This window comes from Bradyrhizobium sp. CB3481 (assembly GCF_029714305.1).
Taxonomy (GTDB): Bacteria; Pseudomonadota; Alphaproteobacteria; order Rhizobiales; family Xanthobacteraceae; genus Bradyrhizobium.
Genome location: NZ_CP121647.1, coordinates 3354470 through 3368819 on the forward strand (window position 1 = coordinate 3354470; position 14350 = coordinate 3368819).

Here is a 14350-nt window from a genome sequence, read left to right on the forward strand (position 1 = left end):
GATTCGGTGTCATCGTCCGCGAAGGCGGACGATCCAGTAAACGCAACCGTCTCGGTTCTCATGACCGTCGCTGCGTACTGGATGCCCCGCCTTCGCGGGGCATGACAGTGGAGGATGCGCCGCGTAGACCTCACTCCACCGCCGCGTACACCAGATCCCGCAGCAGGTTGCGGATATATTCGCGCTGGCCGGGGCCCTGCATCATGAACACCGTGAACAGGTCCTCCGCCGGATCGATGAAGAAGAACGTGCCGGCCATGCCGCTCCAGAAGAACTGACTGAGCGAGCCTGGGAAGGGCGCGACGCCGCGCTGGGTGCGAACGGCGAAGCCGAGGCCGAACCCGTGGCCGGCCGGCATCAGCGGCGAGTCCACCTTCACATTGGGCGCGAGATGATCCGACGCCATCAGCTCCAGCGTCTTGCGGCCGATGATCCTGTTGCCGTCGAGCGTGCCGCCGCTCAGCAGCATCTGGCAGAACCGCGCATAGTCCATCGTGGTCGAGACCAGCCCGCCGCCACCGGATTCCATCGCCGGCTTCTCGAGCATGTTGAAGAGCTGCACCTTGTCGCCGTTCCATGGATCGTTCGCGAACGGTTCGGCAAGACGGGCCGCGTTGGCTTCCGGGGTATGGAACGCGGTCTCGGCCATCTGCAGCGGCGCCAGGATGCGTTCGGTGAGGAACGCGCCGAGCGACTTGCCGGAGACGACCTCGATGATCCGGCCGAGCACGTCGGTCGAGCGGCTGTAGTTCCATTCCGCGCCCGGCTGGCAGATCAGCGGCATGCCGGCGATCATGGTGGCGTGCTCGGCATTGGTGATCTTGCGGCTGCGCAGCCGCGACTGCTGGTAGAGCTGCTGGACCAGGCCGTTGCCGGTGTGATCGTAGGTCAGGCCGGAAGTGTGCCGCAACAGGTCCTGCACGGTCATCTGCCGCTTCGCCGGTACGAGATCGAGCTTGCCATTATTCTCGACGCCGACCTGCTGGTCGGCAAACTCCGGAATGAATTTGGCGACGGGATCGCCGAGGATGAAATGGCCGTCCTCAACCAGCATCATGATGCCGATCGAGACGATCGGTTTGGTCATCGAGAAGATGCGGAAGATGCTGTCATGCGCCATCGGCGCGGAGGCGGCCGGGCTCTGGCGGCCGATGGCATCGAACCAGCCGATCTGGCCGCGCCGCGCCACCATGACCGTGGCACCGGGCAGGGTTCCCTTGTCGACCTCGCGCTTGAAGGCGTCGGACATCCGTTGCAGGCGGGCGGTCGAGAGGCCGATCGTTTCGGGCTTGGCATCGGGGAGAGCAGGGGTCCGGGGGGCGGATGCTTGCCGAGCGGCAGTCTGCGCGTTCATGGTCTCTCCCGTGGCGCTTGTTGTTGTAAGGAGAGCAAAGTCTGGCGCATAAGCCCCGCTTTGGATAGGCGGAAAGCCGCTTCGCCCTTGCATTCGGGGTATGCCCTATGCTTGAAACGGCGCGCGAACCGGCGCACGTCGCCGGTCCCTGCAGGAGTGTAGCTCAATTGGTAGAGCACCGGTCTCCAAAACCGGGGGTCGCAGGTTCGAGCCCTGCCACTCCTGCCAGCTAAATCAAGCACTTAAGCCAGGTTTCATCCACGCGCGGCGAGATTCTGCCAGCGGCAAATCGCGCGCCTAACGGGCACCGACAACTGCCTTTTCAGCCGGCCGGGCAGGCTCGCCCGCAGGCGCCCTGGACTCGCCGAGGGGTGGCTGCCTGTGCGCAGGAGATTGGGCGTGGTGGGCCTTTTCGACCCGCTTCGACCATGACCGGTAATAGGCAACGCCCGTCATGATCGCGATTCCGGCGGTTCCGACCAGGAGTTGAGCGACGATCCCGTCGGACGTCATCTTCAGGAAGAAGTAGCCGATGAATGCCAGGTAGATGCCGACGGCAAACACTTCGAGGGATTGCTGGCCGCATTTGATCATCGGCTTCCAGATGGCAGCCTGAAGTCCCTTCGCATCGATGGCTATCAATCGCGTGCCGAGCACGATCACGATGGCGAGGTGGAGGAAGCGATAGGGCGCCAGATTGGTCTTGTCGTTCGGGTTGAAGGTTTCGAACAGCGCGGGCGGGAACAGTTTCTGCAGGTCCGGTATCAATCCGGCCAGCGTCATGACGGCTGCAAAGACCAGATAGGCGACCCCGATCACCGGGACCAGCCTCGAGCGCACCAGGAAGTGCACCGTCTTGGCCCCGCCCAGCGCCAGCCATGCGCCGAGCACGAACAGAAGCTGCCATGCGAACGGGTTAAAATACCAAACCCCCGCTGGATAGGACGGCAGGTTCCAGCCGAATTGCCTTGCAGCGAAATATAGTAGCACCGATCCGAGCATCACCCAGTCGCGGTGGCGGAGCATCAACCAGAGCACCGGCGGAAAGGCGCCCATCAGGACGACGTAGAGCGGCAGCACGTCGAGGTTCAATGGCTTGTATCGGAGCAGCAGCCCCTGCGTGATGGCTTCGACCGGGGCGTTCAGCAAAGGGGCAACGTTGAAGCGATCAATGAGGTCGGGCGCGTTGAAGCTGTTGGCGAGGAGATGGACGGAAGCCAGGTAGAATACGAACAGCAGCATATGCGCGGTGTAGATCTGCCACACGCGCCGCAATAGCCGGGTCGTCCCGAAGACGAAGCCGCCTTCGAGCATCCGCCTGCCGAAAACGAGCGCCGAAGTGTAACCGGAGATGAATACGAACAGGTCGGCGCCGTCGCTGAAGCCGTAATTTCGGAACGAGAACCAGGCCAGTACGCTGGTAGAAACATGGCCAAGAAACATCAGCCAGTTGGCGAGGCCGCGGAACAGGTCCAGCCGCAAATCCCGCGTCGATGGTGGAAGTGCAAGCTCGACCCGCATTTTCAGTCCACGTCCGAGAGCTCCGAGTTCGAAACACCTCAGCAAATGCTCAAGGTGCAATCTTAGGCGCGCCGTCGAAACGGGTGCTTGAGCCAAGTCAAACTGACGGGCGGGGGCTTGGCGCCCTCTCACAGGCAGCCCATCAATGCCCTGCATCGCTGACACGCTCTCAAAACGATGCTCCCAATCGCGGCGCCGGCCGGCGTCGCCCGCGAGTTTTTGGCGCGGTCAGGAAACCTTCCACGAACTTCGTTCGTTGCATTTTCGCGTGAGGCCTGCCGCGCCAGTTGAGGAGGTGGGAAGGCCAATGGGCGTGCTTTGGCGGATCGTGAAAGCCGCTGTCTCGGGCTATGTGGCAAACGATGCCCTCAGCCGTGGCGCTTCCATCGCCTTCTATGCCGCCACGTCGCTGGCGCCTGTGCTTCTGATCGTCGTTGCGATCGCCGGCCTGGCGTTTGGGCAAGACGCGGCCCGCGCCGCTATCAGTGAAGAGCTCGGCCGATTGCTGGGGCCGTCCGGCGGCGACTTCATCAAATCCATCCTTGCCCGATCGAGCGATCCGACGTCCGGCGCGACCGCGACCATTGTTGGCGTCGTCACGGTGCTGATAACGGCATCCGGCGTCTTCGGCGAGATGCGCACGGCGTTGAACTTAACGTTCAAGGCGAAGCCAGCTGCCGAGCCGATCTTCTCGCTGATCCGCAGCCGGGCCGCCAGCCTTGGTCTCGTGGCTGCGCTCGGCTTCATGCTGATCGTCTCATTGGCGGCGAGCACCGCGCTGTCGGCGCTGGAACAATGGTCTGCCGGCAAGGCGGTGCTCAGTGCGGTGAACACGTTCGTGTCGCTGGCCATCTTCACCCTGCTGTTCGCAGCAATCTACAGGGTGATGCCCGATACGACGATCTCCTGGCGTCACCTGCTGCTGGGCGCATTTGTCACAGCCGTGCTGTTCACCGTCGGTAAATCGCTGATCGGCTGGTACCTGGGTCAAGCGGCGCCCAGCTCGACCTACGGCGCGGCCGGCGCGTTAATCGTCCTGATGTTCTGGGTCTACTACTCCGCACAGATATTCCTGTTCGGTGCAGAACTGACCAAAGCGATCTTTGATGCACGCCATCCGGCGGCGCACGAGGAGGGCGAGGAACAATTCGATATCGCCTGAGTTCGCTTGAAAACGACACGAACCAAGAGGGCGGTGACGATATGACACGATCCGTAGAGGAGCTTCGACGGGATTCCGAGCAGAGCCGCGCAGAGCTTGCGGCAACCGTCGACCGGCTGAGAGAGCAGATCGCGGATACGGCGGAAGACATCCGCTACAAGGTCTCTCCAGAGCACATCAAGGCCGAGGTGAGTGGCTTCATCAGTCATAAGACGCATAGCTGGCTGGATGCGCTGAAGCAGCAGGCCATGGACAACCCGATGCAGGCCGTTGCTGCCGGCACGGCGGTTGCCGTCCCGGTGCTGCGTCTCGCCCGCGGTTTCCCGCTGCCGCTCCTGATGATCGGCGCCGGCCTTGCACTGAGCTCAAAGACCGTTCGCGACCGCGCCGCGGAGGCTGCGGAGCCCGCCCTTGAGAAGGTTAGGGAGGTCTTCGAGGAGACCACCGAACACGCGCAATCGCTCGGCGAGGGGATGAAGAAGGTGATGTCGCACGCCGAGCGTCAGGCCGCCGGCATGGCCGACGAGACTCAATCAACCGCGGACGGAATGGCAGATACGGCGAGCGGAATGGCTGGTGATTTGAGGGATCGCGCGACGCAAGCCGCCGACGCCGTTGCCAGTAAGGTCCGGTCCGGCATGGACGCCGCTTCAGAGATGGCGAAGGAGCGAATGGAGCAGGTTCGCTCGACGGCGACGGCAGCTCCTGAGACGGCCAGCAAGGTGATCCGCGACAACGCAGCCTTGATCGGCGGCCTCGGCGTCGCGATCGGCGCGATCATTGCCGCGTCCCTTCCCAGTACAAGGGCTGAGGCACAGGTCATCGGAAAGGCGAGCGACAACGTCAAGCGTGCTGCGGGCACGGCGGCACAATCCGGTTTCGAAGCTGCCAAAGAAGCCGCGCTTTCTGCTGCCGAGGCTGCGGCCAAAAGCGTTTCCGACGCAGACCTCGGCGGGCACGCCAGCCGTATCACCGAAGGCGTGACTGAAAGACTCAAAGAGGTGGCCGACGATGTCGTGACGACGGCCTTCGATCCTTCCCAAACCCAGAACGAACACAATTAAAGAGGCCGTCATGAGCGATATGGATATTAACACCCGCAACAAGAATTTTACCCAGAACGACCAGGACACCGGCGCGCCGCAGAATCTCAAGGATCAGGTGGCCGATGCGGGCGCCGAGATGAAGCAGCGTGCAGGCGATGCGCTGAGGTCGTCGACCGATACGGCCCGCGAGAAATTCAAGGAAGCAGCGGACGCCGCCAAGGGCGCGGTGGCCGGAGCTGCGGACGGCTTGCAGGATCAGGCGCGCGAACAGCAGCGCTCGGGCGCCGACTTTGTCGGCAAGCTTGCTGGCGACATCAGGGAGGCCGCCCGCGCATTCGAAAACGACGTGCCGTTCGCCGCCCGCGGCATCAATTCGGCCGCCGACTATGTCGACGAAGCCGCGGACAAGATCCGCAACGGGAGCTTCCGGGACATCGTCGATGGCGCGACGGATTTTGCGAAGCGACAGCCGGCGGCGTTTCTGGGTCTGTCGGTGCTGGCCGGTTTCGCGGCGGTGCGCTTCCTGAAGGCATCGGGTGGCGTGAGCTCATCAGATCAGGGCGCGTCGTCTTCGTACACGCCTTCATCGTACAACCCATCCTCATCCTACAGCTCGGGATCCTACAAGAGTGAGGCGTCATGAGCACGAAAACCGATCTTCGGACAATCTCGCATCTCTTCGGCGATGCGCTGTCGCAATTTTCAAAGCTGTTCCAGAATGAGATCGATCTCGCCAAGGCCGAGCTCGGCGAGAAGGTCCAGCAAATCGGTAGCGCCGCCGGCCTTATCGCCGCCGGCGCGGTGCTGGTCATTCCCGCGATCGTCATGGCGCTGTTCGCACTGTCGGCAGCCTTGATCGCCGGCGGATGGTCGCAGCCGGTTGCTTATCTGATCTCCGCGATCGTCGCCGCGGTGCTCGCAGGCATCCTGTTTGCGGTCGGTATGAGCCGGCTCGACGCACGTCATCTGGCGCCGCGAGAGACGCTGCGCCAGCTCGAAAAGGACAGGGAGACGGTGAAGGGAATGGTGCGATGAAGGGCTCACAGGAAAGTTTCATCGATGGTCTGTCCACGGCCGTTCGGGAAAACCCGCTCGCGGCGGCTCTGATTGGCGGTGGCGCGCTGTGGCTGCTGATCGGCAGCGACCGGCTGAAGAACGCCGCCGGCTCGGTGAAGTCGGCGGCTGCGCCGCTCGCCGATCTCGGGGCGCGAACCGGAAGATCGGCTGCATCAAGCTGGGAGGACACTTACGGCTCGATGCGGGATCATGCCTCCCGGATGCAGGATGACGCCTCGCGCGGCCTCAACGAGACGATGCGCCGTGCCCGAACCACCGCTTCCGGGACGATGTCGGGCGCAGCCGAAACGATGAGCGAGCGTTTCGACGACGGCGTGGCCGGCGCACGGGAGATGTTCGATCGGCTGGGCCGGGCGCTGCCGCGGAAGGAGACCTTCATGCAGGCGCAATCCTCGCTTTCCGACCTCCTGGAACGGCAACCACTGGTGCTCGGGGCGGTCGGCCTTGCGATCGGCGCCACCGTGGCGGGCGCGATGGCGAGGTCCCGTATCGAGGACGAGTGGGCCGGGAACCTGAGCGACGATCTGAAGGCGGACCTGAATAAGCGGGCCGGGGCTGTCACGCAAAGTGTCCGGGAGGGTGCCGATACACTCAAAGCGGAGCTTGCGGATGCCGGCGCCGAGTATGCTGACCGGGTCAAACAGGCCGGCCAGGACGCCCTGGATGCTGCCCGGGAAAAGGTCAGCCAGGACAACGGGCCCGCCCCAGTCGTTTAAATAGATAGCCCGGTCAAATACTTGGCCGGGTTATCTACTTCAGAGCCTAGCTGAAGAACGCGGAAAGCACCGCAATGTCCGAATGGGCGGGGATCTCGCCGCGCAGATCGGCATCGATCACGCGCCGGCACGCATCGATTGTGATGGTGTCGCCGAGATCGTTCGCCGCATCGAGAACGGTCCAGGCGGTCTCGCCCGAAAATCTCTCTTGGTCCTGCCCTAACAGCGCCATAGCCATTCCCTCGTTACCCCTCTTATCGATCATGAGGATAATGGACAGGCTTTAAGATCAGGATCGCGCTGTCATGAGGATTTGACGGGAGCCGTTACCCGCGATTAACCAGTGGCTTTCCCCGATCCGGGCCAAATTGGCAGGAAATGGGCCCGCTGCACCCCGTACCTTGACCTTTTGCCCTTCTGCCAGTAGATACCCGCTACCTGCTGCCGGCCCGTTCGACGGATATCCGGCGCGGCTCTGAATTCCCCCGAACAATCGAGCCCGCTTTGCGGCTCATCCTTCGAGAGAGGGCTGGGCGTAATAGGGCTGTTCGGATTCGCGTTAAATCACAATCGTCTCACGAAGGATGCGGTAACTAACGATGGCTTTCAGCCCGTTCAAATTCCTGCAGGAAGTGCGCTCGGAGACCGCCAAGGTCACCTGGCCGACCCGCCGCGAGACGACGATCACCACGATCATGGTGTTCGTGATGGTTGCCTTGGCTTCGATCTTCTTCTTCACCTCGGATTTGATCATCCGCTACGTCGTCACTTTCCTGCTGGGCGTCCACTGATGAGCACCGGAACCCTTACGATGGACAAGCGCTGGTATATCGTTCACGCCTATTCGAATTTTGAGAAGAAGGTGGCGGAATCGATCCGCGAGCAGGCGAAGCAGCGCGGCCTGGAGGAACTGTTCGACCAGATTCTGGTGCCGACCGAAAAGGTTACCGAGGTGCGCCGCGGCCGCAAGATCGACGCCGAGCGCAAGTTCTTCCCGGGCTATGTGCTGGTGAAGATGAAGCTGACCGACGAGGCGTTCCATCTCATCAAGAACACGCCCAAGGTGACCGGCTTCCTCGGCGCCGAAAACAAGCCGATGCCGATCTCGGAGTCCGAGGCGATGCGGATCCTGCACCAGGTGCAGGAAGGCGTCGAACGTCCGAAGGCATCGGTGTCGTTCGAAATCGGCGAGAACGTGCGGGTGGCCGATGGCCCGTTTGCCTCGTTCTCCGGCGTGGTTGAAGAAATTGACGAAGCGCGCTCGCGCGTGAAGGTCGCAGTGTCGATCTTCGGCCGCGCCACGCCCGTCGAACTGGAATTCGGTCAGGTCGAGAAGGTCTGATCGGAAGCGCGAGGCCTGTCCTCGCGTCAATGAGGCCGTGGGAGGAAAGGGCGGTTGCCAGCCGCGCTTGAACCGAACCACGGAACCTGAACCAGCCGGCGACCTGCCGGCGCAACAGGAGTGATACATGGCAAAGAAAGTGACCGGATACCTGAAGCTTCAGGTCCCGGCCGGTGCGGCGAATCCTTCGCCCCCGATCGGTCCCGCGCTTGGTCAGCGCGGTCTCAACATCATGGAATTCTGCAAGGCGTTCAACGCCCAGACGCAGAAGGAAGAAAAGAACACCCCGATTCCGGTGATCATCACCATCTATGCGGACCGTTCCTTCACCTTCGAGATGAAGACGCCGCCGATGTCCCACTTCCTCAAGCAGGCCGCCAAGATCCAGTCCGGTTCGAAAGCCCCGGGCCGCGACAAGGCCGGCAAGGTGACGAAAGCGCAGGTGCGCGAGATCGCCGAGAAGAAGATGAAGGATCTCAATTGCGATACCATCGAATCGGCCATGAAGATGGTCGAGGGCTCCGCCCGTTCGATGGGTCTGGAAGTTGCGGGGTAACGGACCATGGCAATCGGAAAACGTTTGAAGAAGGTCCGCGAAGGCATCGACCGCGAGAAGCTCTACCCGCTCGCGGATGCCATCAAGATGGTCAAGGAACGCGCCACGTCGAAGTTCGACGAGACGATCGAGATCGCGATCAATCTCGGCGTCGACCCGCGTCACGCCGACCAGATGGTCCGCGGCGTCGTCAACCTGCCGAACGGCACCGGCCGCACGTTGCGCGTCGGCGTGTTTGCTCGCGGCGCCAAGGCGGAAGAAGCCAAGGCTGCGGGTGCTGACGTCGTCGGCGCCGAAGACCTGGTCGAGAAGGTGCAGGGCGGCAACATCGATTTCGATCGCTGCATCGCCACCCCCGACATGATGCCGCTGGTCGGCCGCCTCGGTAAGGTGCTCGGTCCGCGCGGCATGATGCCGAATCCGAAGATCGGCACCGTGACGATGGACGTCACCTCGGCCGTGAAGGGCGCCAAGGGCGGCTCGGTCGAATTCCGCGTCGAGAAGGCCGGCATCGTGCAGGCCGGTGTCGGCAAGGCGTCGTTCTCCGAGGAAAAGCTGGTGCAGAACGTCAAGGCGCTGGCGGATGCGGTGTCCAAGGCCAAGCCGGCCGGCGCCAAGGGCACCTACATCCAGCGCGTGGCGGTCTCCTCCACCATGGGCCCGGGCGTCAAGGTCGAGCCCGGCACACTGCTCGGCTAGTTCGTTGGAACTAACGTGAATAGAAAGGGCGGAATCGGATCACCGATTCCGCCCTTTGCGTTTGATGTGGCCTTTGCGTAATCGTCGCAGCGCCGGACTGGTAAGAGCGCCGGACTGGTAAGAAAGAATAACAAATGCCCGAGAAGGTCCTGATCTATTCGCGCTTTCCAAAGGCCCAGATGGAGCGTTTCGGCGAACGGTTTGAACTGCTGAACGCCGCTGGCAAGCCGCCCAATGAAGTGTTCCCGGCCGACCAGCTGGCCGACATTCGCGCGATGATCACCGCGGGCGGTACGCCGCTTCGCGGCGAAGCGATGGACATGCTGCCCAAGCTCGGCGCGATCATTTGCTACGGCACCGGTTATGACGGTGTCGATCTGGCTGCGGCGGCGAAGCGCAACATCGCGGTCGGCCACAGCCCCGGCGCGAATGCAGCCTCGGTCGCCGACATCGCGGTGACGCTGATGCTGGCCACGACGCGAAGGCTGCTGGTGGCTGATGATTACGTGCGCGGCGGGAGCTGGGCGGCGGCGAAACCTTCGCCGATGATGCGCCCGCAGGCCGGGATGCCCGGCCGAAAAATCGGCATCTACGGCATGGGCGAGATCGGCCGCAAGATCGCCGCGCGCGTCGCCGCCTTCGAGACCGAAGTCGGCTATTTCAGCCGCAGCAAGCACGATGTGCCGTATCAATATTTTCCGAGCCTCGATGCGCTGGCCGAATGGTGCAGCGTGCTGATGATCGCGGTGCGGGCGGGCGCGGATACCCATCACGTCGTCAATGCCGATATCCTGCGCAGGCTTGGCAAGGACGGTTACGTCGTCAACATCTCGCGCGGCTCGGTGATCGACCAGGCAGCGCTGGTCGCGGCGCTGACGGATCAGACGATTGCCGGCGCGGGCCTCGACGTCTACGCCAAGGAGCCGCATGCGCCGGATGCGCTGACCGCGCTGCCGAATGTGGTGCTGTCGCCGCATATCGGCGGCCACACGCTGGAATCGCATGTGGCGATGCAGAACTGCGTGCTGGAAAATCTCGAAGCGTTCTTTGCCGGCAAGCCGCTCGCTTACCCCGTGACCAGCTGATCCATGCGGGATTTGCTGATGGGTCGCACTGCGTTCTCAGCGGCGGGCGAGATCTTCAAGGTACGCGCACAGCATGTCGGCCACGGCGTCGGCGTAAGTCTCGATCTCCGCGGAAGTTCGGGGACTTTCCGAAAACTGTTTCCCGACCGCGCTGAGCGTCGTCGTGATCAGCTCGCCGGCCAGTATACGCGTCGCCTCTGAGGCTTCGGGCAGGGCTTCCTGCATGAATGCCTCGACAATGCGGTCGCCTGAGGCCCTCGCTTCGCGGGCTTCCGGGGCATCGCGATAGAGCGGGGCAGCGTCATCGAGTGCGACACGCACCGCGGCCTCATCGCATTCCGAGCGGATGAAGGTGTGAACCAGCGTGCGTAGCCGTTCGAGCGGCGGCCTGCCGGCGTCCTCGAGGATGCCGCGCAGCAATTCGGTCGTCTGCCGCCACTCATCGCTTTGCAGCCGGAACAGGATCGCGGCCTTGTTCGGGAAGTACTGGTACAGCGATCCGACGCTGACGCCGGCCCTCTCGGCGACCCGCGCAGTGGTGAAGCGCTGCGCGCCTTCCTTCGCCAAAACCTGAACAGCAGCATCCAGGATCGCCGCGACGAGCTCGGTCGAGCGGGCCTGTTGCGGCCGTTTTCGCGAGGAAACTGAAGGGCTTCGACGATCGGTCATGGGGCTCTGCGGGAATGCGATTAGAAAATGCGAATGATTAGTCGTATTTCTGGACCGGCGCAAGGACGCGCTCACCCCCTGACTGGAGACCTGCATGACCACCCTGACCACCAGCCCGCTTAAGCCCCTGCTGGATCGCCTGTTCGAGGAGGCCGATGCGGCCTCGGCGGAGACCGAGGCGGCTGTGGCCGATCTCTCGGACGACGCGCGGGCGCGCCTGATGCGGAGCAAGACCGACTACCGCGACCTCTATCGGCGCCTGAAGAATGCGCCGCTTCCGATCTCGCGAGAGACCGGCGCGCTGCTGTATATGCTGGCGCGAAGCAACCGCGCACGGACGATCGTCGAGTTCGGGACCTCGTTCGGGATCTCGACCCTGCATCTTGCCGCAGCGCTCAAGGACAATGGCGGCGGCCGCCTGATCACCACGGAGTTCGAGCCGTCCAAGGTGGCGCGGGCCCGCGATAACCTGATGGCTGGCGGTCTTGTCGATCTCGTTGAGATCCGGGAAGGGGACGCCCTGCAGACGCTCGGCGTCGATCTCCCCGATACGATCGACCTGCTGCTGCTCGACGGTGCCAAGGCGCTCTATCCGGACATCTTGAGCCTGGTCGAGAGCCGCCTCCGGCCCGGCGCATTGATCGTCGCCGACAACGCCGATAACAGCCCAGACTACCTGGCACGCGTGCGCGCGCCAACTGGCGGCTACATGTCCACGCCCTTCGGCGAGGACGTCGAGCTATCCATGCGGATCGGTTCCTGCTGACCGGTCCGGCCTTCAACGCGGCAGATGGCGCAGCTTGTCGGGATTGCGGACGATATAGATCGCGGCAATCTTGTCGCCTGCTATCGCCATGCTCATGGTGTTGTCGAGCTCACCGTCCAGATAGAGCAGGGCGCCGGCGGCGCCGTTGATCATGGCGGGCTCGATGCGCATGTCGTGACCGGCGTTCTTGGCGGCAATGCCGATGAAGAAGCGCGCAATCCTGTCCGGTCCAATGATCGGATTGCGGGCCGCGGTCTTGCGGCCGCCGCCGTCGGTCAGCGCCACCGCATCCTCGCGCAGCAGTGCGGCAAGCTGTGCAACATTGCCGCTGGCGACGGCCTCGCTGAAGGCCTGCAGCAGGCGAGCGTGATTGTCGGGCGCCCGTACCGGCGCGGGACGATTGTCGCGCACGGCACGGCGGGCGCGGGAGGCCAGTTGCCGGCAGGACGCTTCGGTGCGGTCGAGCATCGTGGCGACTTCGGAAAACGGCGTGTCGAACACGTCGTGCAGCAGGAAGGCTGCGCGTTCCATCGGCGACAGCCGGTCGAGTGCCAGCAGCAGCGCGAATGAAAGGTCGTCGGCGAGCTCGGTCGCGGCATCGGCCGACAGGCCCTCCGCATCGAACACCGGCTCGGGCAGCCATGGCCCGACATAGATCTCGCGCTGCGCCTTTGCGCTTTTCAGGCGGTCGAGACAGAGCCGGGTTACCACGGTGACGAGAAAGGCTTCCGGATTGTGGACGTCCTTTGCGCCGGTAAAGCGCAAATAGGCATCCTGCACGACGTCTTCGGCGTCGCTGCGGCTGCCGAGCATGCGATAGGCGAGCCCGAGCAGGCGCCCGCGATGGGGCGCCAGCGGGTCGTTGTCATGCGGCTTGTTTGACGACGTCGACATTATGCCCACTCACGGTGACGCGGCGGCACTCCTTGGCATAGCCGAGCCCTGCCTTCACCATCGGAAACATCCGGCCGAGTTGCAGCCCCATCGTCAAGTCTATTACGCCTTTCTTGCCCCATTGCGCCTTCACGGCATCGCGAAATTCCTCATCATTGGTCGAGCGGCGCACCACCGCGTCGGCAAACCGGAAAGCGAGCGTGGTCGCTTCATTCATCGCCCTGGCGTCGCGGCGGAGCACCGCCTCGATCTGGTCTTTGGCCATGCCGGCTTCCAGCGCCATGTCGACGACGAGTTGCGTGCAGGGGCCGCAATCCTCGGCCATCGCTCCGACGATCTTGGCGGCGAAGCTCGCCTCGACCGGGACCGCCTCGCGATGGGCGGCGGCCTTCATCAGCGGCGCGAATTTGAAGAAGGCGGTGGGGGATTCGTTCAGCAGCGTTTCGAGATAGGTGACGTCGTATCCGTACCGTTTGGCAAAGGCGCGCAGGCTACGGCGCGCGATCCAACTACGCATGATGTTCTCCTTGGTTGGGGAAGGCGGAATAAAGGGCGGCTGCCGACGGCAGCACGATCGCGAGGAGATCGAAGACGGGGTAATGGCTATGGCCGCCCGCCAGGATCGCGATATGCAACAGGGCGTGGACGGCAAGGAACCCGGCACCCGCGACAGCTGCCGGCCAGTACCGCGGACGCCATGCCCGCGCGGCGAGCGCGAAGCCCGCCACAAGGAACGCGGCTCCAATGTCCTGGACGAAATGTGGGTTAAAGGGCCCGGTGTCCGGCACGCCGGGCACGGTCTGGTACCAGAACGGGCCGGCCAAGAGCATGATGAGCCCGTTCAGGACCGTGGGAATTGCGAGAATGGCCGCGAGCTGACGCCGCATAGGAACCTCCTGCGGCCAAGACGAGCCAGGCAGGGCGAGTGTGACAGGGCGCATTACAAAAATGCGGGTTCCAGACCGATTTTTTTCTCGGGCCGGCCGGCAAACTGGTGTGAAATTTGCCCTTGGCAAGCCGGTCAAGACTCGTTAAACAATGGGCTTCCGGGCGTGCTGGCTGTTGCTGGCACGTCCGTGCTCGCATTCCGAAAACTCGTTACGGTAGGAGATCATTCCTTTCAGGACATCCGCATGGATTGCTCGAAAGGAAGGAAAATCCATCGTTTCGGTGGTGTGCGGCAGGGGTTTTTCGGCATGCCGAAGTGCCTCGATCCTGTCCGAGACTGCAGGCGCCCCAAGGGAAATTTTGCATGGAAATGCAAGTTTCTTCAACGGCTTAATTTTACGGCCTGCATAGACGGGTGAAGACCGGATTTCGCCTGACGCCGCCTTCCGCGGCGCGCTGGCTGATTTTTGGTTCGAACCTCGACACACCGCGCCATCTGGTTCGGGAGGGCAGGCTTTAAAGATGTCGTCTGCCCGGCGTGTCCTGAGGACTGGTGTCTTGAGGTCAGGTTTTGG

At 63.2% G+C, this 14350-nt stretch carries 18 protein-coding genes and 1 tRNA gene; 12 read left to right on the top strand and 7 right to left on the bottom strand.

Annotation, left to right across the window (positions count from 1 at the left end):
- Positions 1–130: 130 nt before the first annotated feature.
- On the bottom strand, positions 131–1354 hold the full coding sequence (locus tag QA643_RS16120) for a serine hydrolase domain-containing protein (RefSeq protein ID WP_283034097.1): 1224 nt from the start codon (positions 1352–1354) through the stop codon (positions 131–133).
- Between the two features lie 152 nt (positions 1355–1506).
- Between QA643_RS16120 and QA643_RS16125 the strand changes: the two genes are divergently transcribed.
- Positions 1507–1582: transfer RNA gene (locus QA643_RS16125), tRNA-Trp, on the top strand.
- 69 nt (positions 1583–1651) lie between these two features.
- On the opposite strand, the gene QA643_RS16130 is transcribed toward QA643_RS16125, so the two are convergent.
- Positions 1652–2875, bottom strand: a complete 1224-nt coding sequence (locus tag QA643_RS16130) for an OpgC domain-containing protein (protein WP_283034098.1) — start codon at positions 2873–2875, stop codon at positions 1652–1654.
- Positions 2876–3182: 307 nt separating this feature from the next.
- Between QA643_RS16130 and QA643_RS16135 the strand changes: the two genes are divergently transcribed.
- The 5 genes from QA643_RS16135 to QA643_RS16155 all read left to right on the top strand — a co-directional run bounded on the left by QA643_RS16135 (position 3183) and on the right by QA643_RS16155 (position 6876).
- Entirely contained in the window at positions 3183–4037 is an 855-nt protein-coding gene (locus QA643_RS16135) for a YihY/virulence factor BrkB family protein (RefSeq protein ID WP_283034099.1), read from the top strand.
- Between the two features lie 188 nt (positions 4038–4225).
- Positions 4226–5101 (top strand): DUF3618 domain-containing protein, encoded by an 876-nt coding sequence (locus QA643_RS16140; protein WP_349253276.1) that lies wholly within the window; start codon positions 4226–4228, stop codon positions 5099–5101.
- 10 nt (positions 5102–5111) lie between these two features.
- Entirely contained in the window at positions 5112–5726 is a 615-nt protein-coding gene (locus QA643_RS16145; protein ID WP_283034101.1) for a hypothetical protein, read from the top strand.
- Positions 5723–6118: a phage holin family protein gene (locus QA643_RS16150; RefSeq protein ID WP_283034102.1), complete on the top strand. Its 396-nt coding sequence runs from the start codon at positions 5723–5725 to the stop codon at positions 6116–6118. The genes QA643_RS16145 and QA643_RS16150 overlap by 4 nt, the downstream gene beginning before the upstream one ends.
- Positions 6115–6876, top strand: coding sequence for a hypothetical protein (locus QA643_RS16155; RefSeq protein ID WP_283034103.1), 762 nt, complete (start codon positions 6115–6117; stop codon positions 6874–6876). Before QA643_RS16150 ends, QA643_RS16155 begins: the two co-directional genes overlap by 4 nt.
- Positions 6877–6922: 46 nt before the next feature.
- Here the strand turns inward: QA643_RS16155 and QA643_RS16160 are convergent, their stop codons facing one another.
- A complete protein-coding gene (locus QA643_RS16160; RefSeq protein WP_283034104.1) occupies positions 6923–7108 on the bottom strand; it encodes a hypothetical protein in 186 nt (61 codons plus the stop codon).
- 367 nt (positions 7109–7475) lie between these two features.
- Between QA643_RS16160 and secE the strand changes: the two genes are divergently transcribed.
- The 5 genes from secE to QA643_RS16185 all read left to right on the top strand — a co-directional run bounded on the left by secE (position 7476) and on the right by QA643_RS16185 (position 10558).
- The gene (secE, locus tag QA643_RS16165) at positions 7476–7667 is read left to right on the top strand and encodes a preprotein translocase subunit SecE (RefSeq protein WP_283034105.1); all 192 of its coding nucleotides are present in this window, start codon (positions 7476–7478) and stop codon (positions 7665–7667) included.
- Between the two features lie 20 nt (positions 7668–7687).
- Positions 7688–8218, top strand: coding sequence for a transcription termination/antitermination protein NusG (gene nusG, locus QA643_RS16170; RefSeq protein ID WP_283034823.1), 531 nt, complete (start codon positions 7688–7690; stop codon positions 8216–8218).
- Positions 8219–8345: 127 nt separating this feature from the next.
- Entirely contained in the window at positions 8346–8774 is a 429-nt protein-coding gene (gene rplK, locus QA643_RS16175) for a 50S ribosomal protein L11 (protein ID WP_057834228.1), read from the top strand.
- A 6-nt stretch (positions 8775–8780) separates the two neighbouring features.
- A complete protein-coding gene (gene rplA, locus QA643_RS16180) occupies positions 8781–9473 on the top strand; it encodes a 50S ribosomal protein L1 (RefSeq protein WP_057849146.1) in 693 nt (230 codons plus the stop codon).
- Positions 9474–9607: 134 nt separating this feature from the next.
- On the top strand, positions 9608–10558 hold the full coding sequence (locus QA643_RS16185) for a 2-hydroxyacid dehydrogenase (RefSeq protein WP_283034106.1): 951 nt from the start codon (positions 9608–9610) through the stop codon (positions 10556–10558).
- 36 nt (positions 10559–10594) lie between these two features.
- On the opposite strand, the gene QA643_RS16190 is transcribed toward QA643_RS16185, so the two are convergent.
- Entirely contained in the window at positions 10595–11227 is a 633-nt protein-coding gene (locus tag QA643_RS16190) for a TetR family transcriptional regulator (protein WP_283034107.1), read from the bottom strand.
- 94 nt (positions 11228–11321) lie between these two features.
- On the opposite strand from QA643_RS16190, the gene QA643_RS16195 reads away from it, so the two are divergent.
- Positions 11322–11993 carry a class I SAM-dependent methyltransferase gene (locus QA643_RS16195; RefSeq protein WP_283034108.1) on the top strand — a complete coding sequence of 224 codons (672 nt, stop codon included), beginning with the start codon at positions 11322–11324 and terminating at the stop codon, positions 11991–11993.
- A gap of 12 nt (positions 11994–12005) precedes the next feature.
- Here QA643_RS16195 and QA643_RS16200 read toward each other — a convergent pair whose 3' ends face one another.
- Genes QA643_RS16200 through QA643_RS16210 form a run of 3 tightly spaced genes read right to left on the bottom strand, consistent with a single transcriptional unit; the run spans position 12006 to position 13774 of the window.
- Positions 12006–12887, bottom strand: a complete 882-nt coding sequence (locus QA643_RS16200; protein WP_283034109.1) for a sigma-70 family RNA polymerase sigma factor — start codon at positions 12885–12887, stop codon at positions 12006–12008.
- Entirely contained in the window at positions 12859–13404 is a 546-nt protein-coding gene (locus QA643_RS16205; protein ID WP_283034110.1) for a hypothetical protein, read from the bottom strand. Before QA643_RS16205 ends, QA643_RS16200 begins: the two co-directional genes overlap by 29 nt.
- Complete coding sequence (locus QA643_RS16210) at positions 13397–13774, bottom strand: hypothetical protein (RefSeq protein ID WP_283034111.1); 378 nt, start codon at positions 13772–13774, stop codon at positions 13397–13399. Before QA643_RS16210 ends, QA643_RS16205 begins: the two co-directional genes overlap by 8 nt.
- Between the last annotated feature and the right edge of the window lie 576 nt (positions 13775–14350).

What these genes read in the sequence shown, in the direction of transcription:
- QA643_RS16185 (WP_283034106.1), top strand. Translation starts at nt 9,608, where the DNA reads ATGCCCGAGAAGGTCCTGATCTATTCGCGCTTTCCAAAGGCCCAGATG.
- QA643_RS16200 (WP_283034109.1), bottom strand. Translation starts at nt 12,887, where the DNA reads ATGTCGACGTCGTCAAACAAGCCGCATGACAACGACCCGCTGGCGCCC.
- secE (WP_283034105.1), top strand. Translation starts at nt 7,476, where the DNA reads ATGGCTTTCAGCCCGTTCAAATTCCTGCAGGAAGTGCGCTCGGAGACC.
- QA643_RS16145 (WP_283034101.1), top strand. Translation starts at nt 5,112, where the DNA reads ATGAGCGATATGGATATTAACACCCGCAACAAGAATTTTACCCAGAAC.
- QA643_RS16155 (WP_283034103.1), top strand. Translation starts at nt 6,115, where the DNA reads ATGAAGGGCTCACAGGAAAGTTTCATCGATGGTCTGTCCACGGCCGTT.
- rplA (WP_057849146.1), top strand. Translation starts at nt 8,781, where the DNA reads ATGGCAATCGGAAAACGTTTGAAGAAGGTCCGCGAAGGCATCGACCGC.
- QA643_RS16160 (WP_283034104.1), bottom strand. Translation starts at nt 7,108, where the DNA reads ATGGCGCTGTTAGGGCAGGACCAAGAGAGATTTTCGGGCGAGACCGCC.
- QA643_RS16130 (WP_283034098.1), bottom strand. Translation starts at nt 2,875, where the DNA reads ATGCGGGTCGAGCTTGCACTTCCACCATCGACGCGGGATTTGCGGCTG.
- QA643_RS16190 (WP_283034107.1), bottom strand. Translation starts at nt 11,227, where the DNA reads ATGACCGATCGTCGAAGCCCTTCAGTTTCCTCGCGAAAACGGCCGCAA.
- nusG (WP_283034823.1), top strand. Translation starts at nt 7,688, where the DNA reads ATGGACAAGCGCTGGTATATCGTTCACGCCTATTCGAATTTTGAGAAG.
- QA643_RS16210 (WP_283034111.1), bottom strand. Translation starts at nt 13,774, where the DNA reads ATGCGGCGTCAGCTCGCGGCCATTCTCGCAATTCCCACGGTCCTGAAC.
- QA643_RS16195 (WP_283034108.1), top strand. Translation starts at nt 11,322, where the DNA reads ATGACCACCCTGACCACCAGCCCGCTTAAGCCCCTGCTGGATCGCCTG.
- QA643_RS16135 (WP_283034099.1), top strand. Translation starts at nt 3,183, where the DNA reads ATGGGCGTGCTTTGGCGGATCGTGAAAGCCGCTGTCTCGGGCTATGTG.
- QA643_RS16205 (WP_283034110.1), bottom strand. Translation starts at nt 13,404, where the DNA reads ATGCGTAGTTGGATCGCGCGCCGTAGCCTGCGCGCCTTTGCCAAACGG.
- rplK (WP_057834228.1), top strand. Translation starts at nt 8,346, where the DNA reads ATGGCAAAGAAAGTGACCGGATACCTGAAGCTTCAGGTCCCGGCCGGT.
- QA643_RS16150 (WP_283034102.1), top strand. Translation starts at nt 5,723, where the DNA reads ATGAGCACGAAAACCGATCTTCGGACAATCTCGCATCTCTTCGGCGAT.
- QA643_RS16120 (WP_283034097.1), bottom strand. Translation starts at nt 1,354, where the DNA reads ATGAACGCGCAGACTGCCGCTCGGCAAGCATCCGCCCCCCGGACCCCT.